This is a genomic window from Sporosarcina koreensis (assembly GCF_001531445.1).
Lineage (GTDB): Bacteria > Bacillota > Bacilli > Bacillales_A > Planococcaceae > Sporosarcina > Sporosarcina koreensis_C.
This window is the reverse complement of record NZ_LQYA01000010.1, coordinates 1-23,586: the sequence shown is the minus strand read 5'-3', so window position 1 is coordinate 23,586 and position 23,586 is coordinate 1. Positions and strand designations below refer to the sequence as shown.

Genomic DNA, 23,586 nt, shown 5'->3' with positions numbered 1-23,586 from the left:
TCGACAAGTGATCATATAACCTTGCGAGTGATCATAAATCTCGACAAGTGATCATATAACCTTGCGAGTGATCATAAATCATGACAAGTGATCATATAACCTCACGAGTGATCATAAATCTCGACAAGTGATCATATAACCTTGCGAGTGATCATAAATCTCGACAAGTGATCATATAACCTTGCGAGTGATCATAAATCATGACAAGTGATCATATAACCTTGCGAGTGATCATAAGTCATGACAAGTGATCATATAACCTTGCGAGTGATCATAAATCATGAAGCATGCTTATATCACATCTCGTTTTTATAATGTGCAAAAGCATTTCTCACAAATTACATATTCAAATACATTTCAATCGCCTGCGAGCATGCAAAAAACTTTAAAACAAGAAATAAATTTTCAGTCCTGGAAATGCGTTCATAATTAAATTTCAGCCCCCAATTCCCTCCAAAAAACGAGTTATCACGCGTTTTGAAAATTATTCACATATGCCATATATGGTACTCTCTAAGAGAGGTGATACAATGCTGTTTAAAAAACGGAATAAACCATTGGCGATCCTCGGTTTGCAATCCTTATTGAAAAGGTTACCGAACAATCATCAACATTACACCAGAATCGTAGAAGATTTACGAAAAAGAGAAGCAGGATTTGCAGGCGAGGAAAATTTCGACAGACATATTAATGAGTTTCGACCCACTTATCCATATGGTTTGCTGCACGATGTCTGCCTCAAACAGGATGGCATCTTCTTTCAAATGGATTCGCTCTTGATCACTCCTGCAAATATCATCATTTTTGAAATCAAAAATCTAGCTGGCAAAATTATAGTTAAGGCCAATCCTACACAGTTTATTCAGGAAAACAATAGCCAACGAAAAGTAATTCAAAATCCGATTACAGAGCTTGATCGAAAGAAAATATTCCTCAATAGATGGCTGAAGGAACGGGGAATCGCTTTACCGATAAGAACGATGGTTGGTCTGGCATTCACAAACGAACTGTACATCGAGGAAGAAACATGTACAACAATAGTTTTCAATCATGAAATCCCGATTCTGCTATACAGATGTTCTCCCGAAAGTGAGAAATTCGGGAAAACAGAAATCAGTAAAATTGCAGATGAATTGATAAGAGACACCAGGAGTACAATCCATTTCCGCTGGCACCAAAGATGAACATACATAAACACGATATCTTGCCAGGTGTCATTTGCCCGAAATGCGAACGTCGTGGAATGAAGTGGAAAAAGAGAAGATGGACTTGTACTGTGTGCAACTTCCGTGCCGCGGACTGCCATGAACAATCAATTGATGAATGGTTCTACCTAATAGATAAAAAAATTACAAATAGCAATTTCCAGTCATTTGGCTGCATTGAAGACCGTCACGTTTCAAAACGGTTATTACAAAAATCCGGTCTCCAAATGAAAGGTGCCCGTAAAACGGCTATATATTTTAGAGAGCCCTTTACGTAACATAAGATTCACTTTATAAATATAATCATAACTTGTCAAAATCATTAAGCACGATGATGAACTTTTTTGAACGAAAAGCTTTCCGCGTTCATTAAAACGTACAGTTGTGATCATAAAGCTTGTCGACTGATTATTAACCACAGCAAGTGATTATAAAATCGCTTTCGAACTCGCGCATATCACAAATCAAGCCGATTGCTGGAATTTGCAATCGGCTTGATTGTATTTATTCAGAAGATAACTTTCCTTCGTCATCCAATTTGATATGCGTATCATTCCAAGTCAGTTCAAGCCGATATACTTCCGATACTTTTTTTGAAAAATACCAGCGGCGGCCTGGCGGAACAAGAACGATGAAGTTATCTCCACGTCCAAGGAAATTCAGCTCATCCGGCTCCACTTCGGTTCCGTTGCGCAGAGGGATCCCGAGATCTTGCAGTTCGTCGCCCACTTCGACGACATGCGGAGTCGCTATGCCGATCTCGCTAATGTTCAGGAACGATTCCTTTGTCAGGTCTCCAAAAAGATCACGTTTTCGTCGTCCAATCAATTCGACAATATTGCCGGCTGGGTCTTCAAAATACATTGAATCCGCGTCAAAGCTCGGAAAGTACACTTCATCCCGTCCTTCTTCACGGTTTAGCGTGATACGGTCCGTTATCCAATATTTCATCATGGAAAATTGATTGCCCGGGATATTGATAGCGAAATGATAAAAGGCCGGTTTGTCTGTCTGTTTGAATGTAAGATGTGATTCGCCGATTCTAATTGTGAACTGTTCTAGTGTCGACTCCGTCATATCTAATTCCAAGACATTTCCGTAAAAACGTCGTAATGCTTTTATGTTATTTGAATATAATGTAGCAGACTTGATCATCTTCACTTTTCCCCTATCTCTGCATCTTTATTTAATTTACTCAAACCTTTGTACATCAATAACAGTACAGCATAAATAAGCAATGCCCCTAAGAGCAGATTCCATAAGTGGAAGAATACATCTCCGAAATGGTTTGGATGAAATAGTTCAGCTGCAAATGTAATCGGAGCGTGTCCATAGTATTCCATCCATACAAACGGCCATCCGAATCCATATTCAGTTCGCGGCAGGATAAATGCGGAAACAACTGCAAGGATGACACTCAACGCAAACATCTTTTTATATTTCAACAAGCCCTCTTCCCTCCTCTAGAAATAGTTCGGGACAATTTAGAGAATTCTTGATAAACTACTATACAACAATCTTACCATATATTATGAAAGAAAATGGAGTGATTCTTATGATCCGCTATCCAAAACCATTGCAACAAGGAGATACGATTGGCGTGACAGCCCCGTCGTCTGGTGTTGATAAAGTCCTTCACCATCTTGTCCATGATGCGAAACAACAATTTGAAAAAAGGGGGTTCAAGGTAGACGTCGGTGAAACTGTGTGGACGCAAAATAAAGCCGCTTCAGCAGCGAAAGAAATCCGAGCTACGGAGCTGATGGCCATGTTCCATAATCCAGAAATCAGTGCAATTATTCCTCCATGGGGCGGGGAAATCTTGATGGAAATACTGCCGCTGATCGATTGGGAAGAAATTAATCCGAAGTGGATTTTAGGCTATTCGGATTTGAGCACCTTCCTATTTGCGATGACAGTCAAAACCGGCATTGCGACCGCGCATGGCCCAAACTTCGTTGAATTGCGGAGCGATGAATGGGAGCCTGTAGCAAGTCAGTTCTTGAATGTACTAAAAGCTCACGAAGGATCAAGTATTGAACAGCATTCATCTGAACAGTTCCAATCCAAATGGCAGCACGAGGCCCCGAATGATCCTTATGTATATAAATTGGATTCGCCAACTGAATGGAAAGTGGTTGGTTCAACGAACATCGAATTGGAAGGCCGATTGTTAGGCGGCTGTGTTGATACGATTCGCCATCTCGTTGGAACTCCTTATGGCAATATTGCTTCATTCCAGAAAAAATTCCTGAATGATGAACCGATTTTGTGGTATTTCGAGAACTGCGAATTGAACGCTGCTGATTTCCATAGATCAATGCTTCAGTTTGTCTATGCAGGATGGTTTGAAAATGCAGCTGGAATCATCTTCGGCCGTTCCCCTGCTGGTCAAGAAGTCGGCGGATTTACTGTATTGGATTCAATGGAAAGAATAAAAGAGTTGACTGGATTGCCAGTTATTTACGACGCTGATGTTGGACATGTTCCACCGCAAATAACATTTGTAAATGGGGCACACGGTCATGTGATTGTCGAAAAAGGAAAAGGCCGCATACTAACTACATTTCGCTAATCAACAAGCTGACTTTTCTGTCAGTTAAGGATAGAATGGAAGAAAGATGTTTTTAAGGGGGAGTATGGCGATGCCAATTTCATTTCACAAATATGAAGAGTTTTTCACATTCCATGATCCAATGCAAGACGGGAAGTTGATTGACAGAAAAACAGAAATCAGATTCGATCCGTTAACTGGTGAAACGTCCCGAATCATTTTCGATCCAGGCGCTCCATTCGTGCCGAAGAATTATTCCGAGCTTGCCAAGGCGACGGAAGGCGAAAAATGCCCTTTCTGCGCTGAAAACGTATCTAAAATCACACCCCGTTTCCCTGATGAACTTGTAGAGGGCGGACGATTTGTCGGCAAGGAAGCGGTCGTTTTCCCGAATTTATTCCCCTACAGCAAGCATAATGCAGTTGTCCGCATGTCCAACCAACATTATGTGAAGCTCGAGGAATTTACGGAAGCGCTTATTGCAGATGCTTTTAAAGCCGCTCATCAGTATATCCAAAATGTGCTGGAGTTTGATGAAAAAACCGAGTATGTCTCCGTCAATTGGAACTACTTGCCGCCATCAGGAGGAAGTATCCTTCATCCGCATATCCATGTGTTGGCATCCGAGCAACCGACGAATTATCAAGCAACCATCACGTCAAACAGTCATGCTTATTATGAAAATGAAGGAAGGAACTACTTTACTTCACTTATTTCTGAAGAAAGCAAGCTGAACGAACGCTGGATCGGAAAAGAAGGCAACATAAACTGGATGCACGCTTATGCTCCTAAGGGCCATTGCGACTTCATCGGCGTTTTTGAAGCGGATTCTTTCAATGAACTGGCTACTGAAAGCTATGATGATCTTGCGAAAAGCCTTCTCCGTTTCTTCAGCTATTTCAAGGAAAACGGATTGGAAAGCTTCAATGCTGCGCTTCTCATTCCAGTGAACAAGCAGACGTGCGAGAAAGTCCATTTCCGTTTGATTCCCCGGATGACAATCGGGATGCTTGAGACAAGCGATATGAATGTTTTCAATCACTTGCATGGAGAACCTTTGTCATTGAAAGCTCCTGAAGATGTAGCCAAGGTAGCAGCAAAGTTCTTCGTATGAAAGGAATGAAGCAAAGTTTTGAATAAAACTGTTGTAGATCGGGTCGGGCGAAACATCACTTTTAGCTTCCCGCCAAAACGAATCGTTTCATTATGTCCGGGTATAACGGATACATTATTTGCTCTTGACCTAGAAGAGAACATCGTCGGGCGGACCCGATTTTGCATCTTCCCGAAAGGCAAGGTGGAACAGATACCTGCCGTGGCAGGAACAAAGGACATCAAGCTAGATGCGATACGGGACGTTCAGCCAGATCTCATCATCGTTGAAAAAGAGGAAAACACGAAAGAAATCGTAGAGGAACTGGAGAAATTCTTCCCCGTGTATGTCGCCGAAGTCCAATCGGTAGATGAGGCATACAAGATGATCGAGGAGATGGGAGCCCTGACGGATCGGGATGATGCTGCCGCACAGTTAATTAACTCTATCCAACACCAATTCACCTCCTTGCCAAAAGCAGCTGGTAAGCGTATCGGCTACGTCATTTGGAGAAAACCGTATATGGCCGTCGGGAAAGATACATACATCAATTCGTTATTAGAAAAGATGGGATTCGTCAATCCATTTACCGAATCGGATGGCAGGTATCCCGCCGTTACAGCCGACGATTTTCAAAAAGCGGAATTGGATTACGTTTTGCTCGCATCAGAGCCCTTTCCGTTTAAGGAAAAACATTTTAAAGAGTTTTTGGACATGATGCCGGAAACTGAACCGGTCCTCGTCGATGGGGAAATGTTCTGGTACGGGCCGAGGATGGTAGAGGCCGCCCGCTATTTCCACCAGTATCTAACGATATAACAAAAAACACGGGAGCATCGTAAAGATGGTCTCGTGTTTTTATTTACCTTAATGAATTATAGATCGTCGACATCCGGATCGCATGCTCCATTTCATCATGCATGGCAATGAATATTGGATTGTATGCTTGCTGAATGGGAACGGTCAATAGCATTTCCTTATACGTCTCCACCGCATCCAGCTCATCGACGAGCGCCTGTTTGACACACTGTTTGAAGTTGTAGCACGGAATCGGCTTCTTCGGATTTTGAACAAATGTCCCCGTCATAATATAATAGAGTTGTTGAAACATTTCATAATGGCTTTTTTCATCCTCATATGCATGTTGGATGAAGTCCCGCCAAAGCGGATCGTCTGTTTTCTCATACATGGACTTGTAAAAATAGTAGTCCTTGTATTCATCCTCTATGGCTTGCTTTAATTTATCGACAAACACGTCAGCACCCTTTCGCGTATTTTGTACACTTTATGCGGACGGGCGCTTGTCTATGAAAGGAGCGATTCAATTGCTTCAGCATTTTAGCTATAAACCGATGTTTGCGGGTGGCAGTTTGCCTGGTTGGACGTTTTCATTCTTTTATAAAAACGAACGTTTCACTGGAGACTATAAACCAGATGGCACTATTGAATGGACTGGCGAAACGCCAACAGACGAAGAAAACGTCAAAAAAATGATCCACGAGCTGATGACATTCCACGTTTATGAATGACAGAATGATTTCCGTCCATACTATCCCACGATAAGGAGGCGATGGATATGGATAAGGAAAAAACCCCTGAACAATTGCAGAAAGAAAAAGAACAGTTGGAAGTGCAAAACCAGAAAACTGAAAACGTCTTTGAGGATAAAAGCCGGGTACCAAATGAGCAAAACGCTTGGAAAGAAACTCAGTACAGACGAGGCGAATAAGAAAAGGGCGATTCCAGTATTGGGATCTGCCCTTTTTTATTCGCCAGCTAATTTTCTTCTACCAAAAATGAAATAATAATAGAATGACGATACAATATACAGTCCTGCCGTAATTGTAAAGGCGTACGCATAGCCCCAATAGGATCCGTGTGCTACGACTAAACCTGTCGCGACTGAACCCATCGTTGCCCACCCAAGATTGAATACCATCTGATTCATTGAATTGGCAAGTCCTTTGTATTTGTCGGACACAACTTCCATCGCGACAGCACTTTGGATCGGGTTGCCAGCGTTCATAAGCGCCTGTCTAAGCAAGAATCCTAGTGAAGCTAACCATAACGAGGTCGTATATGCCGTCAATAGCAGGAAAGGGATCGACAACGCTTGGAATAAGATAATCGCCCTCACCTTGCCAACTTTCCGTGACAGCGCGGGACCGATCATAGCTGCGACCGCAGTCATAGCTGATCCTAATGATAAAACAAGTCCGATATAGGAATTGGAAGCGTCAAAACGATTCGCAAAATACAAATTTAAATATGGAATGACTAAACCAGAGCCGAAACCAATCAATAAGCTTGCGAATGAAAAATGGAATATGACGATGAGATTCCGTTTGAAGCTATCATCATCGACCGTTGTACTGCGTTCCGTTTTCACTTTGACGGGTTCCTTTGGTTTCTCCTGTAGTTTGAATAAAGGAAGTAAACCAACTGTAAAAATGACTGCACCTAAAAGCAAAGCATACCGTATCGCCTCAGCAGTACTGATTTTCAATACAGTTTCCAATGCATCTGCAATAATTCCACCTGCTAAACTCCCAATAACGTTGGCGATTGTTACAATAGCAAAGTTGACGCTGAAAAGCTTGACCCTTTCGGATGGAGAAGAATTTTCTGCAAGAAATGGGATACCTGAAACTTGGACGAATGCCATGAATAAACCCGTCAAAAATGCCGCTGCAATGATCGGCGTCTCCGAAACTGCAATCCCACGATAGAACAGCGTCGTCACCGTCAATACGGCCCCGCCTACGATCATCCATTTCCGACCGAATCGATCGCTCAAAAAGCCTGCAGGGACAAGCATGATTGCAGAAGCCATTGCGGTCATGGAAATGACTTTCCCATTCACTGTTTCCGGCATCCCGAGCTCTCGTATGTATAAATTGTACATGACCATGAAAACGCCCATCCCGATTTGGATTAGCGCATTCCCGATAATAAAAAGCCTAACATTCCTATTAAAAGAGGTAAATTTGCGTCCCCATTCCCTAATCCATCTCATTCACATTTCCAACTTTCCATGACAAAATACTTCGACACTCTAAATATACGTGTTAACGAAATATTTCGCAATGGAATTTTCATTTTAATCTGTGCTTTCATTCCGCTAAATGCCACGGTTGTATTCACTTACAGTCTTCTTGAAAGCCGCCGGATTTTCTACATAACTTCCGATGACCCATCCGCAATCCGTGCAAATTATATGCACCAGACTATGGTTAAATCCCATTTTCTCGTAAGGCGTCACCCCTGCATAGCCCGATTGCTTACCTCTCCCAATCTCATGGCTGCCACATTTCGGACATTCCTTCACAATAAATTTTCTCACTGCATTCACCCCTTTTCTTTTCCCTGAGCTACTGTTCCTTATTTCATTTATGGTTCGACATCATGAAAGTTTCAGCAAACTTGGCGGAACAGATCATTATCAGCGCGAGACGGATCGCTTTGGACGGGCGAGCGGCCACTCACTTTAGACGCTGACGCTCCACACGACAAAAAAACTGTCACAGAAAGTCATTTTCTCGACTTTCCGTGACAGCCCCAATTTATATATTAGCCAACGCTTGATCCGTTCCCCGCCTGTAATTTATACATCTGTGCATATTGTCCGCCAAGCGCGAGCAATTCATCATGATTGCCTTGCTCGACGATTTCACCGCGATCTAGCACTAAAATGCGGTCTGCATTCTTAATCGTCGACAGACGGTGGGCGATAATGAACGTCGTCCGACCTTTCTTCAACACATCCATAGCGTGCTGGATGATTTCCTCGGTTTCCGTATCGATATTAGAAGTCGCTTCATCCAATATCAAGATGGCCGGGTCGAAAGCAAGCGCGCGTGCGAATGAAATAAGCTGACGCTGGCCCGATGAAAGCGTACTTCCCTTCTCTACGACCGGCTCGTCAATCCCGCCCGGCAAATGCTTCAGCACCCGGTCGCCGCCGACCGCATCGAGCGCGTCTTGAACTTTTTCACGTGAAATACGGGCGTCGCCTAGGCTGATATTCGATTCTACCGTTCCGCTGAACAAATACGGATCCTGCAAAACGATTCCCATATGATCGCGTATCGTCTGGCGCGACATGTTCCCGATATTCATTCCATCAATCGTGATTTTCCCTTTCGATACGTCATAGAAACGGAACAGCAAGTTCATGATGGAACTCTTCCCGGAGCCTGTATGGCCGACAAGCGCCACGGTCTCCCCTTGCTTCGCTTCAAATGAAATATCCTTTAACACGTACTCTTCATCTTTATAAGCAAACCACACATCTTCAAAACGGACATTTCCGCGGTAACGAGCGATTTTCTCATCACTGACCGGCTCCCCTTGGCGGTCCATCAAGCTGAAGACGCGTTCCGCTGCTACGAGGGAATGCTCGAGTCGTGCGAACTGGTTGACGACCCCTGTAATCGGGTTGAATAGCCGTGTAATATAATCGACGAATGCGTAAAGCATCCCGACAGAAATGACGCTCTCAGCTGACAACGAAGCGCCGCCGAAATACCAGATCAGAAAGACGAAAGCCAACGAACGGATAATGTCGACGAGATTATGGGACGTCGCTGCTTCGACTTTCAATAATTTGCTTTGGTACTTATAATGCTCATCATTCAATTCATTGAATTCGCCATCCATCTGCTTTTCCCTGCGAAACGCCTGGATAATCGTCATCCCGTTGATCGATTCATTAATCATCGCATTCATTTCACTGTTTTTGCTCCGGATGATGTGATTCACTTTTGCGGCGAATCTTCTATATAACTTCATCCAAATATATAGAACTGGCAAGACGAAAAGCGTGATCGCCCCCATTTTCGGATCCAAATAAAAGAGTGCGATGAAAATCCCCAGCATATACATGCCGCTGATCGCAAACTGTGAAACGACCGTCACATACAAATTCCGGATCGCTTCCGTATCATTCGTAATCCGCGCGACGACCTTCCCTGCAGGCAGATTATCGAAATAGCGGATCGGCAATGTCTGGATATGTCCATACAATTCGTTCCTCATCTTCTGGATTATCCGATTGGCCGCATTTTGCAGCAACAAATATTGGAAATACCTCAAAATTGCTGTCACTACCGCTAGCCCGAAAAATACAGCGAGCAACTTGGCGATCGGTGTAAAATTGATCGACTTATCAAGCGAAGTCGCAATATGATCGTCAATGATTTTCTTCGCAATCATCGGTCCCATCAAGTCCGCTGCCACAGCGAAAGCGAGAAGGATAATTCCTGTAATCAATAGCTTCTTATAATCAAGCGCATACTGCACTAAACGTTTTCCAGTACTCATATTATTCAACCTCCCCAATCTGCTGGCGGTCGAATTGCTCTTTATACCATCCGTTTTTCGCAAGCAAGTCTTCATGTCTTCCTTCTTCAATGACACGACCGTCATCAAGCACGATGATCCAATCCGCATGTTGAATGGCGGATAGGCGGTGCGTCGTAATAATCGTCGTTTTCCCAGAACGTTCCGATTGTATATTCTCGATGATCTTCGCTTCCGTCTTCGCATCGACTGCGGACAACGAGTCATCCAGAATAAGGATTTCAGGATTTTTCACTAGTGCCCGAGCAATGGAGATCCGCTGCTTCTGACCTCCAGATAACGCTACACCTTTTTCACCGACAAGTGTATCAAGTCCAGCTGGCAGCATTTGCAAATCCTTTTCAAAATAGGATAAACGGATTGATTCCGCAATATCCTCTTCTGTCGCTTCCGGACGCCCGAACAGGATGTTATCTCGGACGGAACGCGAAAAGAGCACGTGATCTTGAGGCACGTATCCAATCCAATCGCGGACTTGATCCTTCTTCAAGGAATGGAGGGCAATATCCGAAAAGACGATTTCCCCGTCACCAGCTGGATATTCACGTAGCAGCTGCTTAACGAACGTCGTTTTCCCACTTCCCGTCTTCCCGACGATGCCGAGCGTCTGCCCCCGGTCCAATTGGAGTTCGATATGATCCAAATTGACCGCGTGCGACATCGGATATGTGAAGCTGACATCATTGAAGCCGACGCTTTCAGGCTGATCGATATCTGCCGGTACATCTGGATCTTTTACATCTTCCTCGTAATTAAGCGTCTCCATGACGCGATCCAAGGAAGCATTCCCGCGTTGCAACACGTTGATCAACTCGCCGATTGCAAACATCGGCCAGACGATCATTCCCAAATAGACATTGAATGTAACGAGATTCCCTAACGTAATTTCACCGGTTGAAACTAAAAACGCCCCGTACCCGAGCCCAATCATATATGTCAATGCCGTCAACACTTTCGAAAACGGCATGAACAGCGCATCGATCTTTTCTACGTGCATGTTCTTCTTATATACATCTTCCGTCATATCTGCAAACCGTTGTTCCGAAGCACGTTCCTGTACATAAGCGCGGACGACGCGGACACCCGCCACCGCCTCAAGCACATTATCATTCAAATCTCCGAACGCCTCTTGTGCCGTCATATACCGTTCATGGATTTTCTTTCCGAGCACTTGCAAAATGAAAGCCAAAATCGGCAACGGCAAGATTGCCGCTAGCGTCAGTTTCCATGAAACGACGAATCCCATCGTAATGATGAGCGTCCCTAAATACGCAGTCGAGTCGACGAGCGTCATGATTCCAAAACCGGCCGTCTCTGAAATGGCGCGGAGATCATTCGTCGAACGCGCCATCAGATCGCCCGTTTTATTTTTCTCGTAAAACGTCGGCGTCATCTTCAGGAAATGGCGTATGAGCCGCGTTCTTAATTGCCGTTCAATGACATATGCCCCACCGAAGAGCTGGTATTGCCAAACGAAGTTGCCAACATACGCGACAAGCATGATGAGAAACATTGCTCCAATAAAAAGTGCAAGCAGATGTGTCGTCATCGTCCTCGTATAAATAGCATCAATCGCCTGACCGATCAACCATGGCGGTAAAATGACGAGTACATTCGCCACCATTAAGAGGATTAGAGCCACCGTATACCTTTTGCGGTTTTCCTTGAAAAACCACTTTAGTTTAAATAAAACCGAAAACATACTTTCAACCTTCTTCCTTCAATTCTGTAAACTATCCACTTTCGAGAGATTCCTTCTTTAATAGTTTCCGTTGCTGATTGACAATTTTCATAATCAGCACTCCTTTCCTTCGTTTTTTATATTTCACACAGTAACGTGGAAACACCAAATATTCTTTCTAAAGACAAAAAAGCACACGCCTTTTAACATAAGCGTGTGCTCAAAAAAAGGGACGACTAAGTCATGCCGCCCTGGTGCATTTCATAGAATAGAGAAAGAGCAGGTCAGCACGGGATTCATATTTGATTGTTTTTTGATAACAAGGACTTTTTTCATTTTCCGCACCTTCCTCACTATTTCGATTTTCGAATAATTCAACAATACCACTGATAATTTCCATTTGTCAATACATTTCTGCACAATTTACATTGTTTGTTTTATTACACTGCAATCGGGTAATGAACAACATACCACTTCAAAGTAGAAATGATGTGGTCTACTATCGGTTGCATGTGATGTTCGGCAAAGTTCATCAACTGAACCCCACGGCAAAGTATATATAGAAACGGGCATGCCAGGAGCAGGTTTCCTGGCATTTTTCATTGTATGCACACTACGTATCACGTATGTATTACCCAACCAGTAGATAGGAGAGCGCACCTAATGCCGCTGTGATCAATACAACAAGCCATGGGGCCATTTTGTAATACATCAATAGGCCGAAAGCGATGATGGCGATTCCAAAATCTACGGAAGAACCGATCGAGCTAGTAAACACGGGATCATACAGTGCCGCTAGCAAGATTCCGACAACTGCTGCATTTACTCCTTTCAACGCCGCTTGAATGCCAGGCTTTGAACGGATTGCGGACCAAAATGGCAATGTGCCGATGACTAGAAGAAAGGATGGCAGGAACATCGCAATTACCGCAACCGCAGCCCCCGACGGTCCATTCATCAGCTGCCCCAAATAGCCGGACAATGTGAAGAGCGGCCCCGGTACGGCTTGTGCCGCCCCGTATCCTGCGATGAATGTCTCGGCATCCATCCAGCCCGCTGGCACGACTTCCCGTTCAAGCATCGGCAAGACGACATGCCCTCCGCCGAAAACGATTGAACCGACCCGATAGAAAATATCAAATATCGCTAGGAACGTATTTTCAATGAAAGTTCTGATCGCTGGAACGATGATAAGCAGCAAGATAAAAACCGCCCATGCCGCCAATCCCGTTTTCTTTCCGAATGAAAGATCGATTGTTTCGGGCTTCGGCGCCTTTTCCTTTCGATATAACGCATAACCGATAAATCCTGCCCCTATGATAATAGCGATTTGGCCTATCGCTGTCGGAACCAATAATGTCAGGACAGCCGCAGCAAGAGCAAGTATTATTCTCGGCCGATCAGGCGTCAACGACTTGCTCATCCCAACCAATGCATGCGCGACGACAGCGACCGCAACAATCTTCAACCCTTTGATCCATCCAATGTCGAACGTGGCTGTCGACGAAATAAGCCAGGCAAATGCCATTAACAACAACACGGACGGCAATGTGAAACCGATCCAGGAAAGAATCCCTCCGAGTATACCGCCTCTCATTAATCCGATTGCAATTCCGACTTGCGAGCTTGCAGGACCCGGCAGGAACTGACATAACGCCACGATATCCGCATACATTTTATCGTCGAGCCATTTCTTTTTCTTCACATATTCATCTCGGAAATAACCGATATGTGCTGCGGGACCTCCAAAGGAAGTCAGCCCAAGCAGCAATGATGTGCGCAAAATTTCAAATGCACTTTTCCGCTTCCTCATAACTACACCTCCGAACATACTTTATCTATTATATATGACATAGACAAAACCATTTGTTTTTTTCTTGTAAATAATTTATCATTATCTTAATTACCCATTTTAACATTACAGGAGGTGTGCACTTTGTTCTACCCCTCATTCGGGTGCGGAACAAAGTAAACTTATTTGGAAATTGCCATACGATTGGCAGCCTTTGCTGCCTTGATCGCACTCACCGCATTTTTTGTTGCGAGTGAATTTGCAATAGTGAAAGTACGAACAACACGGATCAACCAGCTTGTTGCGGAAGGGAACCGCCGGGCGATTACGGCAAAAAAAATCATCAGCAATCTCGATGAGTATTTATCAGCTTGTCAATTGGGAATCACGATAACTGCTTTAGGACTCGGTATGCTAGGCGAACCGACCGTCAAACTGCTTATGAAGCCGGTATTTGCCCAATTTGACATTGCCCCGAATGCTGCGACCATCCTTTCTTTCATCATCGCATTTACCGTCGTAACATTTTTACATGTGGTAGTAGGTGAATTGGCTCCTAAAACGATCGCCATCCAGCGGGCGGAAGCCATTACGCTCGCAACTGCGAAACCGCTCGTATTTTTTTACGTGATCATGTACCCTGTCATTAAAGGGATGAACGGATCGGCACGTGCGATTATCCGCCTTTTCGGTTTCAAACCGGCTAAAGAATCAGAAATGGTCCATTCCGAGGATGAATTGAGGATGATTTTATCTGACAGCCTCAAAGGTGGCGAAATCAACCAGTCGGAATATAAGTTTGTCAACAAGATATTTGAGTTCGATGATCGCCTTGCCAAAGAAATCATGGTGCCTCGTACTGAAATGATGACGATTGAGAAAGACGTCACATTGAGGGAAATGTTTGAAATGATGGGCGTCGAGCAATTCACAAGATACCCCGTCACAGACGGTGATAAAGACCATGTCATCGGCTTGGTGAATATGAAAAATCTATTGACAGCGTATATTAAAGATCCTACAACAGGAGATCAGCCTGTCAGTGAATATATGCAACCGATCATCCGGGTCATCGAATCGATGGCAATTGGTGATCTATTGCTTAAAATCCAACGTGAACGGATCCATATGGCCATTCTTATGGATGAATACGGCGGAACTTCCGGACTGGTGACAATCGAAGATATATTAGAAGAGATCGTTGGAGAAATCCAAGACGAGTTCGATATGGATGAAGTGCCTGAAGTACAGAAAATCAATGATCATCATTATATTTTGGATGCCAAAATGTTAATCGAAAGTGTTAACGATGTACTTGATATTGATATCGATGAAGAGGATATCGATACAATCGGCGGATGGTTCATGTCCGAACGCTTCGAAGCAGTTCCTGGTGAAAAAATTATTGAACAAGGCTATGAATTCACCGTGAAAGACGTTGAAGGCCATCATATCCTTTACTTGGAAGTCATGAAAAATGAAAAAACAGACGACTCTGCTGACTTGCAGATTGAGGCGTAATCGTATAGATATGAGTAAACGGCATCCCCCTTTCAAAGGGGATGCCGTTTTGTGCATATTAGCCTTTCTTGTACTCCACACGGTACACATCATGCCTACGGTCTTTCAACTGTTTTACTGTCCCATCTTGGCGCTGTCTTCGCAAAATTTCAAGATCCACATCACCAATCAACACCGTCTCCAAATTCGCATTCGTTTCTCCAACAATGCCATCCCTTGCAAATTCGAAATCGGACGGAGAAAAGATGGCTGACTGCGCATATTGGATATCCATGTTTTCCGTCTGCGGCAAATTACCGACCGTTCCGGAAATGACTGTGTAAATCTGATTTTCAATCGCACGGGCCTGTGCACAATACCGGACGCGCAAATAGCCTTGGCGATCTTCCGTACAGAACGGAGTGAAGATGATATTTGCCCCTTTGTCCGTTGCGATTCGTGCAAGCTCCGGGAATTCGATGTCATAACAGACCTGGATGGCGATTTTTCCACAGTCGGTGTCGAATACTTGGACTTCATCGCCCTGGCTGATTCCCCACCACTTCCGTTCATTCGGAGTAATATGGATTTTGTATTGCTTCTCGATTGAACCGTCCCGTCTGAATAGATAAGCGATATTGTATATCTCTTCATCCTCTTCCTCGACGAAATGGGAGCCTCCTATAATATTCACATTGTAGCGCACGGCAAGGTTCGTGAACATTTCAATGTACTGCGGTGTATACTCTGCCATCTTCCGCACTGCCCTGCTCGGCGAAGGCTCGTCCAAGAAGGACATAAGTTGCGTCGTAAATATTTCAGGAAAGACGACGAAATCCGAACTTGCATCAGACGCGACGTCCACAAAGTATTCACATTGATTGGCCATTTCCTCGAACGATGATATTTTCCTCATCAAATACTGGACGACGCATATCCGGACTGGGTAGCTCGTCTTATAATGCCGCTTCGTCGTCGCCTTATAATCGACATTATTCCATTCCATCAACGTTGCATATCTTTTGGACGCTTTGTCGTCGGGCAAGTAGTTCGGATTGATCCGCATAAGCGAAAAATCATTCAATAGCTGAAATGTGAGGACAGGGTCATAGATTTTATGCCGAGTCACAGCCTCTACATATTCGCGCGCCGTCATTTCGTCAGCATACCGGTGATAATTCGGAATCCTGCCGCCGATGATGATCGATTTCAAATTCAATCGTTGAACAAGCTCTTTTCTCGCTTCATACAGACGCTGTCCAACTTTCATCCTTCTGTATTCAGGATGGACCATCACTTCGATTCCGTATAGATTATAGCCCTCTGGATTGTGGTTCGTAATATAGCCTTTCGCGGAAATATCGTCCCAGGAATGCCGGTCATCGTATTCATCAAAATTGATGATCAAGCTTGAACAAGAACCGATAATTTCCCCATCTAGCTCAGCGACGAATTGTCCTTCCGGAAAGATAGCCAGATGGCTTTTCAGTTGCTCCTCCTCCCACGGCTCCATGCCGGGAAAACAGACCTCCTGCATATCCAATATTTTTTCGATGTCATCCTCTTTCATCTCTCGGATGATCATGCTCATTTCAAATGATGATAAATCAATTTCTTCACTCATCCATAGTTCATCCTTTCTACATAATATGTACCCATAATTGACTAGGAAAAGTCATGTGATTCCGATTATTTTACATGAATACACCCACACCGTATAATCAAAGTGGAGTCTTAGAAACAGGAGTTGACATTATGCACAAACGGTTGGAAAACGGTCTTGTTTTCATTTTCACCATATCCCTCATCGCAACATTCGGATCTTTGTATTTTTCTATCGTGAAGGGTTATGAACCTTGCACTCTATGCTGGTATCAACGAATCCTTATGTATCCGATCGTTTTGATGACGGGTGTCGCTTTATTCCAGAAAAATGCAAAAACCGCATTGACGACAGCTGTTTTTGCAATTGTCGGCGGTTCCATCTCAGTATATCACTATGGAATCCAGAAACTGAGCTTTTTGCAAGACAGTGCTCCGGCTTGTGGAAATGTTTCCTGTACAGGCCAGTATGTGAACTATCTTGGATTCATTACAATACCGTTCATGGCTTTGACGGCATTTGTACTGATCCTCATCGCAAGTATCTTTTTATTAAAATGGCAGAAGGAGTCTAACTAAATTGAAAAAATTACTAATTATCGGCGGTGTCATCGTCGCCATCTTCGCTTTAATCATTGTCTTGAATAATCAAGCCAACAAAGAAAAGTTGAAGGACAATCCATACGGAACAAAGAAACTTAAACAGGCAACGATCGACTTGCTTGGTAATGAAAATTACAGCAATATCGTCATGCCGGACGAACTTTATGAAAAAATCTCTTCGGGAGAGTCAGTCACGGCGTACTTCTTTTCTCCAGACTGCCCGTATTGCATGCAGATGACGCCGATCCTCATGCCGATTGCGAAAGAAAAAGGGATTCATGTATACCAATACAATATGATGGAATTCGGCAACGAATCGCAGCCATACGGCATCACATCATGGCCGACATTAATCCATTATGAGGACGGAAAAGAAGTTAACCGCTCCGTCGGTTTACCGGTAAATCCCGAGGAAGATATCCGTGCTTTCTTCGATGAGTACGATAAGCAATGACGGGACAAGTAACTACGTTCCGCTATCAAGTTATCCAAGACGACCTGACGATCGAGGACATCCTTCGGAATAAATGGAATGCCGGCAAAAAGACTGTCCATCAAATGAGGATGGAAAAGGCGGTCACCGATACAGCCGGACAACCCGTCGAGTGGCGGTCCCCAATGAAAGCAGGGACGGAATTGGTCTTTCATTTCAAGGACGCCGGATCGTCGTATAAGCCGGACGAGAATCGTACAGTTTCCGTCCTATTTGAGGATGAACATATCATTGCCGCTTTGAAACCGGCTGGGATCGCCACCCATCCAGATGAGCATGATGAAGGCGGGACTTTCATGAATGCCATCATGGCGCATGTCTCAAAGGCCGGTGGAGCCTATGCAGAGCATATCCATCGCCTGGACAAAGGTACTGCCGGCATTGTCCTTGTTGCGAAGCATCCGATTGCAAAAGCGGTTTTTGATAGGATGATCGAAGAACGTGCCATCACGCGCATCTATCACGCGGAAGTTGATGGACGTGTAAAGCGGATGAGAGGAACGCTTCAATATCCGATCGGACGGGACCGCCACCATCCGACGAGACGCCGTGTCTCCCCAGGTGGGCAAGATGCCGTCACCCGTTACCGAGTCATTGAACGGGACGATGAAGCGACGCTTGTGGAAGCCAGTCTTGAAACGGGCAGAACCCATCAGATCCGCGTTCATTTTTCTCATATCGGGCATCCCGTCAAGGGCGATACACTTTATGGCGGGAGTGAAACCGCGGATGGCGACTATCGTTTAGTTGCAAAGAAGGTTTCCTTTATCCACCCATTTACTGAAGAACAGACAACAATTGAAGCCAACTAAAAAACCGCGGAGTTTTCCGCGGTTTTACTTAATTTGATAATTGATAGATGCCGTTTTCAAGACGCAAGTCCACTTCTTTCGCGTCTTCAATATGTTCGAGGATCAGTGCGTGTGCTTCCGCAAATAATGTAGTCGCATCGGATAATTCCCGCTTCACTTCTTCGGAGAGCTTCTTTTGCTCTTCAATCATTTCCTGAATTGAAGTGATGTCTCCTTGGCTTTCTTCGACCGTTCCAAGAATCCGCTCAATTTTTGCTGCCGTTTCCATACTGACGGAAATGCCTTTCTCAACGAGTGCAGCACTTTTCTTAGTCGACGCCAAAGCTTGTTCAATCTCCTCACGCAGTGCGCTCGTCAATGTTTGGATATTGGCTGTGCTATCTGAAGTGCTCTCAGCCAACTTTCTCACTTCCTGTGCGACCACAGCAAACCCTTTACCGGAATCCCCAGCACGGGCAGCTTCGATCGAAGCATTGAGTGCCAATAAATTCGTCTGTGCGGCAATATCCTCGATGACACCTACAATCGACTGAATTTCAACAGACCGCTCACTCAGATTGGACATATTCTTCTCCGAAGCTTGGATCTGCACACCTAATTCTTTGATCACTTCCGCAGTACCATGTACTTCCTTCGTTCCTTCCGATGCCTCATCGACCATTCGTAACGCTTTTGTTTCCAACGATCTGCCCTTTTCGAAAAGATCATTCGATTTTCCCGATGTCCTGTCACTTAACTCTCCGACATTATCAAACTTCTTCTCTATTTGACTGACCGCTTCACCAAGTATATTGTGCTGTGAATTCACCTTTTCATGTTGTTGAACCGCTGCTGCTAATTCTTCACGCAAATCAAGCAGACGCTGCTTTTCTTCCTCTTCTTTATCGGCATATTCCAATTTCATTCTTTCCATTTCCGATTGGAATTGCTCATCGTTAACAACTTTTCTTTTCCGTTTAAACAAGGTCATTCCTCCCCACTCGCTCTATTCACATTATAGCATATTTTCGTAATTACCAGGAAGAACGTCATGGGGTCGAAAGGACCTTTCATACTTCATCGAATTTCTCTGGATTGGTTCCCGTCCGCTCATCGCGATTCAATGCGTCAATCTTCATCATATCCTCCGGGGCCAACTCGAAGTCTTTTACATCAATGTTAGACTGGATCCGTGCCGGGGTAACCGATTTCGGAATGACAACCAATCCATGTTGAAGATGCCATCTGATAATGACTTGAGCTGGCGTCTTTCCGTACTTCAACCCGATTTGCTCTAAAGTCGGCTCGTCCATGAGCCCTCCTCTTGCTAGTGGCGACCAGGAAGTGACGATGATGCCGTGTTCATTGCAGAAGTTTCGCAAAGGCTCCTGTGTGAGCCGAGGATGCAATTCGATTTGATTCACCATGGGCTTCACGTTGGCAACGTTGAAAACCTTCTCCAGATGGTGGATATGATGATTGGATACGCCTGTAGCTCTGATCAGTTTTTCATCATAGAGGCGCTCGATTGCACGATATGTATCCACAAATGTTTCTGCAACCGGCCAGTGGGTCAAATAAAGATCCAAATAATCCATTCCAAGCCGTTCCAAAGAGGCTTCGAACGCTTTTAGTGTCGCGTCATACCCTTGGTCGGTGTTCCACACTTTAGAAGTGATGAACAACTGCTCCCTCGGAATGCCCGATTGCCGGATTGCCTCGCCCGTCTCTTTCTCATTTTCATAGATTGCCGCTGTGTCAATAGCCTTGTAACCAACCTTCAATGCATAGAGAATCGCTTGTATTGTCTCCACGGAATCAGTCATCTTGTAAATGCCTAAGCCAAGCTGGGGCATTTCCACCCCGTTTGATAATGTCACCTTGCCGTCGAAATAATTCATCCTGCATTCCTCCTTGCTGGTTTTATGTTCATTGTACCTGTTATCTGCAACTTTGACGAATAGGCGGTTTTCATTGTTAATCGGATTGACACAATTTTTAGATCCAGTCATTTCAATTTAATTTGGTTTGGGGTATACTATATGCAGGACTATTGATTTTACAGGAGGTACATTTGATGAATCTTATCCTTATCATGGGTGTTTGCTTTGCATTCCTATCGGCGATTCTTACAGGTGGATACGAAGATAAACCAGGTAAAGTGAAAAAATAAGAAATCATAAAAACGGGACATGCCACAAGATGGCTGTCCCGTTTTTTTATTTTAATTCTAAAAATGACTGTTGCCGCAACGCTTCATAAATGAGGATTGCAGCTGTGTTGGATAAATTCAGCGATCTGATGTGATCATTCATCGGGATGCGCAGGCATTGCTCTTTGTTCTGTTCAATCACTTTTTCAGGCAACCCTGTCGTCTCTTTTCCGAAAACGAAAAAAATATCCTTAGATTGATCCGAAAAGTCAAAGTCCGAGTAGGTCTTTTCCCCAAATTTTGTAATGAAGAAAAACTCCGCTCCCGGATAGGCGTCAAAAAACTCTTGGATCCCCTCATGATATGTGATATCGACATATTGCCAATAATCCAGACCTGCACGCTTAAGCATTTTATCATCAGTGGAAAATCCGAGCGGTTTAATCAAATGAAGCTTCGTTCCCGTCCCAGCACATGTACGGGCGATGTTCCCGGTATTCGCTGGAATCAGCGGCTCAAATAATGCGACATGTATAGCCATTTCAGCACTTCCTTTAAATAGTATCTAATACTTTTTCCATCTCGAACCGTACGTCGGGATCCTCTTCCTTCTGTATTGCCAATTCAATTGCCTCTATACCTTCGCTCGTTCCGATCTGTCCGAGTGCCCATGCAGCTGTGCCGCGAATGACAGGTCGTTGATCGTTTACAAGCAGTTCCGCCAATGTCGGCACGGCCGTCTCATCCTTGAAGTGTGCAAGTGCAAGGATGGCATTCCGCTGTATCGGATTCTTGCCTCTCCAAGAACCTGACATATGCCCATAAGTCTCCTTGAATTCACGGTTCGACAAACTAAGCATCGGCAATAGCAGTGGCTTCGCCAATTCAGGCTCCGGCTGGAATGCCGGCTGATGAAGATTGTACTTCCCTTTATTTTTCGGGCAAATTGTTTGGCATGTATCGCAGCCATATACCCTGTTCCCGATTTTTGCTCGGAATTCCTCAGGAACCGGCTTTTTTGTCTGTGTCAAAAAGGCGATGCACCGCTGAGCATTGAGCTGCCCTCCTTGAATCAAAGCCCCGGTAGGACATGCATCCAAACAAAGTGTGCAATCTCCGCATTGATCTTCCATCGGAACATCAGGCTCAAACGGGATATTCGTAATCATCTCGCCCAAATAGACATACGAGCCAAATTCAGGGGTGATGACTGAACAATTCTTACCAGACCAGCCGATTCCCGCTCGTTCGGCCACTGCCCTGTCGACAAGCTCTCCTGTATCCACCATCGACCGCATTGTGGCATTCGGCATCTTTTCGGAAATGTATGTTTCAAGGAGTTGCAACTTTTCGCGGAGGACGTGATGATAATCCATCCCCCAGGACGCTCTCGCGAAAATGCCGCGCCGTTCCCCTTTCTTTCCTTTTGGTGCATCTGTCATTTTGGAAGGATATGCGATGGCTATGGAAATGATGCTCTCCGCTCGATCAAGCAACAATATCGGTTCCGTCCGCTTTTCAACATCACTTTCCTCGAAACCGGATTGATAGCCCAATTCCTGTTGACGCCGTAAACGGTTTTTTAATTCAAGAAAAGGGGCTGCGGTCGTAAAGCCGATTTTATCGATGCCGATAGTAGCTGCATATTCTTTTATGGCTGACTGTAGCTGAGCGACATTCACAACGTTCCGCCTCCTTTATGGTAGGATTGATAAAAAGATGAAAAGGTGATTATCATGAAATTACATATAGATGAAAATCTCTTTCAACGGATGCCCGACTTGAAATTGGGCATTATCCATTATACCAAAATTACTGTGTCGGAATCTCCTCAAATGCTAAAAGGGAGACTCCAATTATTTCAGGAACAGCTCTATTTCGAATTGGACACCAAACCTTTCAACGACTTTCCAGGCATTAAGGAATGGAGAGAGACATGGAAAGCTTTTGGTGCAGATCCAAATCGATACCGGCCTTCTGTGGAAGCTCTTTACCGAAGGATTAAGAAGCAGAATTTCTTGCCTACCGCCCATACAGCGGTTGACCTCAACACCTTTTTTTCGCTCCAGTATGAAATTCCGGCAGGCATTTATGACTTAGCTAAAACGGTCGGAGACATTCAATTGACCTTAGGAGAGGAGGAAGATGGGTATGAAGGATTGAACGGCCGTTTCAATTCGCTGCGCAATATTCTTCAATTAAAAGATGAGTACAGTCCTTTCGGCAGCCCATTTGTGGACTCCATTAGAACGGCTGTCACTGAAGAGACAAAGGATGCGCTGCATGTCCTTTTCATCCGCCCTTCAATGGGCAGGGATGAAGCTCTACAACTGACAACAGCATGCGGTAATATGTTCACGTCTATAAGCGGCGGAGAGGCTTCTTGCTATGTGGTTGATAGAGAAGACGCTTCCCTTTTATTGAACAGCGTAGATCCATACAAGTTATAAGAGTAAGTAATACGATGTCAATCCATAGAAAACGCTCCTATCCGTGAAAGCGGAAGGAGCGTTTTACGTTTGAGCGAATTTGGAAAAAAGAAAAGATGCAACCATGGTTGCATCTTTTCGAAGTGGATACCCGAGGCCGGACTTGAACCGGCACGCCTCGCGGCATCGCATTTTGAGTGCGACGTGTCTGCCATTCCACCACTCGGGCATAATAACAATTTACTTACAGCATACATGAAATATGGAGGCGGCAACCGGAATCGAACCGGTGGTAAGGGTGTTGCAGACCCGTGCCTTACCGCTTGGCTA

24 protein-coding genes and 1 tRNA gene are annotated in these 23,586 nt (G+C 44.5%); 11 read left to right on the top strand and 14 right to left on the bottom strand.

Going from position 1 to position 23,586, the window contains the following annotated elements:
• Positions 1-530: 530 nt before the first annotated feature.
• Positions 531-1,184 (top strand): nuclease-related domain-containing protein, encoded by a 654-nt coding sequence (locus tag AWV70_RS03170; RefSeq protein ID WP_060204289.1) that lies wholly within the window; start codon positions 531-533, stop codon positions 1,182-1,184.
• Positions 1,185-1,709: 525 nt separating this feature from the next.
• Here AWV70_RS03170 and AWV70_RS03160 read toward each other — a convergent pair.
• Both AWV70_RS03160 and AWV70_RS03155 read right to left on the bottom strand, forming a co-directional pair.
• Positions 1,710-2,360 carry a hypothetical protein gene (locus AWV70_RS03160; protein WP_060204285.1) on the bottom strand — a complete coding sequence of 217 codons (651 nt, stop codon included), beginning with the start codon at positions 2,358-2,360 and terminating at the stop codon, positions 1,710-1,712.
• Between the two features lie 2 nt (positions 2,361-2,362).
• Positions 2,363-2,653 (bottom strand): hypothetical protein, encoded by a 291-nt coding sequence (locus AWV70_RS03155; protein ID WP_060204283.1) that lies wholly within the window; start codon positions 2,651-2,653, stop codon positions 2,363-2,365.
• A 107-nt stretch (positions 2,654-2,760) separates the two neighbouring features.
• On the opposite strand from AWV70_RS03155, the gene AWV70_RS03150 reads away from it, so the two are divergent.
• The 3 genes from AWV70_RS03150 to AWV70_RS03140 all read left to right on the top strand — a co-directional run bounded on the left by AWV70_RS03150 (position 2,761) and on the right by AWV70_RS03140 (position 5,671).
• Positions 2,761-3,780: a S66 family peptidase gene (locus tag AWV70_RS03150; protein WP_060204282.1), complete on the top strand. Its 1,020-nt coding sequence runs from the start codon at positions 2,761-2,763 to the stop codon at positions 3,778-3,780.
• 70 nt (positions 3,781-3,850) lie between these two features.
• Positions 3,851-4,873: a hypothetical protein gene (locus AWV70_RS03145; RefSeq protein WP_060204279.1), complete on the top strand. Its 1,023-nt coding sequence runs from the start codon at positions 3,851-3,853 to the stop codon at positions 4,871-4,873.
• A gap of 18 nt (positions 4,874-4,891) precedes the next feature.
• Complete coding sequence (locus AWV70_RS03140; protein ID WP_060204277.1) at positions 4,892-5,671, top strand: ABC transporter substrate-binding protein; 780 nt, start codon at positions 4,892-4,894, stop codon at positions 5,669-5,671.
• Positions 5,672-5,714: 43 nt separating this feature from the next.
• Here the strand turns inward: AWV70_RS03140 and AWV70_RS03135 are convergent, their stop codons facing one another.
• Positions 5,715-6,107 (bottom strand): ferritin-like domain-containing protein, encoded by a 393-nt coding sequence (locus tag AWV70_RS03135; RefSeq protein ID WP_060204275.1) that lies wholly within the window; start codon positions 6,105-6,107, stop codon positions 5,715-5,717.
• A 70-nt stretch (positions 6,108-6,177) separates the two neighbouring features.
• Here AWV70_RS03135 and AWV70_RS03130 point away from each other — a divergent pair, with 70 nt between their 5' ends.
• Entirely contained in the window at positions 6,178-6,381 is a 204-nt protein-coding gene (locus AWV70_RS03130) for a YheE family protein (protein ID WP_060204273.1), read from the top strand.
• Between the two features lie 47 nt (positions 6,382-6,428).
• On the top strand, positions 6,429-6,581 hold the full coding sequence (locus tag AWV70_RS23705; protein WP_160327615.1) for a hypothetical protein: 153 nt from the start codon (positions 6,429-6,431) through the stop codon (positions 6,579-6,581).
• 36 nt (positions 6,582-6,617) lie between these two features.
• Here AWV70_RS23705 and AWV70_RS03125 read toward each other — a convergent pair whose 3' ends face one another.
• The 5 genes from AWV70_RS03125 to chrA form a co-directional block, all read right to left on the bottom strand.
• Positions 6,618-7,868, bottom strand: a complete 1,251-nt coding sequence (locus AWV70_RS03125; protein WP_060204271.1) for an MFS transporter — start codon at positions 7,866-7,868, stop codon at positions 6,618-6,620.
• A gap of 105 nt (positions 7,869-7,973) precedes the next feature.
• Positions 7,974-8,195: a hypothetical protein gene (locus AWV70_RS03120; protein WP_060204269.1), complete on the bottom strand. Its 222-nt coding sequence runs from the start codon at positions 8,193-8,195 to the stop codon at positions 7,974-7,976.
• 227 nt (positions 8,196-8,422) lie between these two features.
• Positions 8,423-10,174: an ABC transporter ATP-binding protein gene (locus AWV70_RS03115; protein ID WP_060204267.1), complete on the bottom strand. Its 1,752-nt coding sequence runs from the start codon at positions 10,172-10,174 to the stop codon at positions 8,423-8,425.
• A 1-nt stretch (position 10,175) separates the two neighbouring features.
• Positions 10,176-11,915, bottom strand: coding sequence for an ABC transporter ATP-binding protein (locus AWV70_RS03110; protein ID WP_060204265.1), 1,740 nt, complete (start codon positions 11,913-11,915; stop codon positions 10,176-10,178).
• A 610-nt stretch (positions 11,916-12,525) separates the two neighbouring features.
• Positions 12,526-13,707: a chromate efflux transporter gene (gene chrA / locus AWV70_RS03105; RefSeq protein WP_060204263.1), complete on the bottom strand. Its 1,182-nt coding sequence runs from the start codon at positions 13,705-13,707 to the stop codon at positions 12,526-12,528.
• Positions 13,708-13,872: 165 nt separating this feature from the next.
• Here chrA and AWV70_RS03100 point away from each other — a divergent pair, with 165 nt between their 5' ends.
• Entirely contained in the window at positions 13,873-15,207 is a 1,335-nt protein-coding gene (locus AWV70_RS03100) for a hemolysin family protein (protein ID WP_201024307.1), read from the top strand.
• 58 nt (positions 15,208-15,265) lie between these two features.
• On the opposite strand, the gene AWV70_RS03095 is transcribed toward AWV70_RS03100, so the two are convergent.
• Positions 15,266-16,810, bottom strand: coding sequence for a carbon-nitrogen hydrolase family protein (locus AWV70_RS03095; protein WP_060204260.1), 1,545 nt, complete (start codon positions 16,808-16,810; stop codon positions 15,266-15,268).
• A gap of 131 nt (positions 16,811-16,941) precedes the next feature.
• Between AWV70_RS03095 and AWV70_RS03090 the strand changes: the two genes are divergently transcribed.
• Genes AWV70_RS03090 through AWV70_RS03080 form a run of 3 tightly spaced genes read left to right on the top strand, consistent with a single transcriptional unit; the run spans position 16,942 to position 18,696 of the window.
• Positions 16,942-17,367 (top strand): disulfide oxidoreductase, encoded by a 426-nt coding sequence (locus tag AWV70_RS03090; protein WP_060204258.1) that lies wholly within the window; start codon positions 16,942-16,944, stop codon positions 17,365-17,367.
• 1 nt (position 17,368) lies between these two features.
• Positions 17,369-17,845 (top strand): thioredoxin family protein, encoded by a 477-nt coding sequence (locus AWV70_RS03085; RefSeq protein ID WP_060204255.1) that lies wholly within the window; start codon positions 17,369-17,371, stop codon positions 17,843-17,845.
• Positions 17,842-18,696 carry an RluA family pseudouridine synthase gene (locus AWV70_RS03080; RefSeq protein WP_060204253.1) on the top strand — a complete coding sequence of 285 codons (855 nt, stop codon included), beginning with the start codon at positions 17,842-17,844 and terminating at the stop codon, positions 18,694-18,696. The genes AWV70_RS03085 and AWV70_RS03080 overlap by 4 nt, the downstream gene beginning before the upstream one ends.
• Before the next feature lie 28 nt (positions 18,697-18,724).
• Here the strand turns inward: AWV70_RS03080 and AWV70_RS24320 are convergent, their stop codons facing one another.
• From AWV70_RS24320 to queG, 4 genes are all read right to left on the bottom strand, one after another.
• The gene (locus AWV70_RS24320; protein WP_060204251.1) at positions 18,725-19,660 is read right to left on the bottom strand and encodes a methyl-accepting chemotaxis protein; all 936 of its coding nucleotides are present in this window, start codon (positions 19,658-19,660) and stop codon (positions 18,725-18,727) included.
• 85 nt (positions 19,661-19,745) lie between these two features.
• The gene (locus AWV70_RS03070; RefSeq protein ID WP_060204249.1) at positions 19,746-20,576 is read right to left on the bottom strand and encodes an aldo/keto reductase; all 831 of its coding nucleotides are present in this window, start codon (positions 20,574-20,576) and stop codon (positions 19,746-19,748) included.
• A 318-nt stretch (positions 20,577-20,894) separates the two neighbouring features.
• Entirely contained in the window at positions 20,895-21,368 is a 474-nt protein-coding gene (trmL, locus tag AWV70_RS03065) for a tRNA (uridine(34)/cytosine(34)/5-carboxymethylaminomethyluridine(34)-2'-O)-methyltransferase TrmL (protein ID WP_060204247.1), read from the bottom strand.
• A gap of 13 nt (positions 21,369-21,381) precedes the next feature.
• The gene (gene queG / locus AWV70_RS03060) at positions 21,382-22,509 is read right to left on the bottom strand and encodes a tRNA epoxyqueuosine(34) reductase QueG (protein WP_060204245.1); all 1,128 of its coding nucleotides are present in this window, start codon (positions 22,507-22,509) and stop codon (positions 21,382-21,384) included.
• Positions 22,510-22,563: 54 nt separating this feature from the next.
• On the opposite strand from queG, the gene AWV70_RS03055 reads away from it, so the two are divergent.
• Complete coding sequence (locus AWV70_RS03055; RefSeq protein ID WP_060204243.1) at positions 22,564-23,277, top strand: B3/B4 domain-containing protein; 714 nt, start codon at positions 22,564-22,566, stop codon at positions 23,275-23,277.
• 127 nt (positions 23,278-23,404) lie between these two features.
• Here the strand turns inward: AWV70_RS03055 and AWV70_RS03050 are convergent.
• Positions 23,405-23,485 (bottom strand) — tRNA-Leu (locus AWV70_RS03050).
• Between the last annotated feature and the right edge of the window lie 101 nt (positions 23,486-23,586).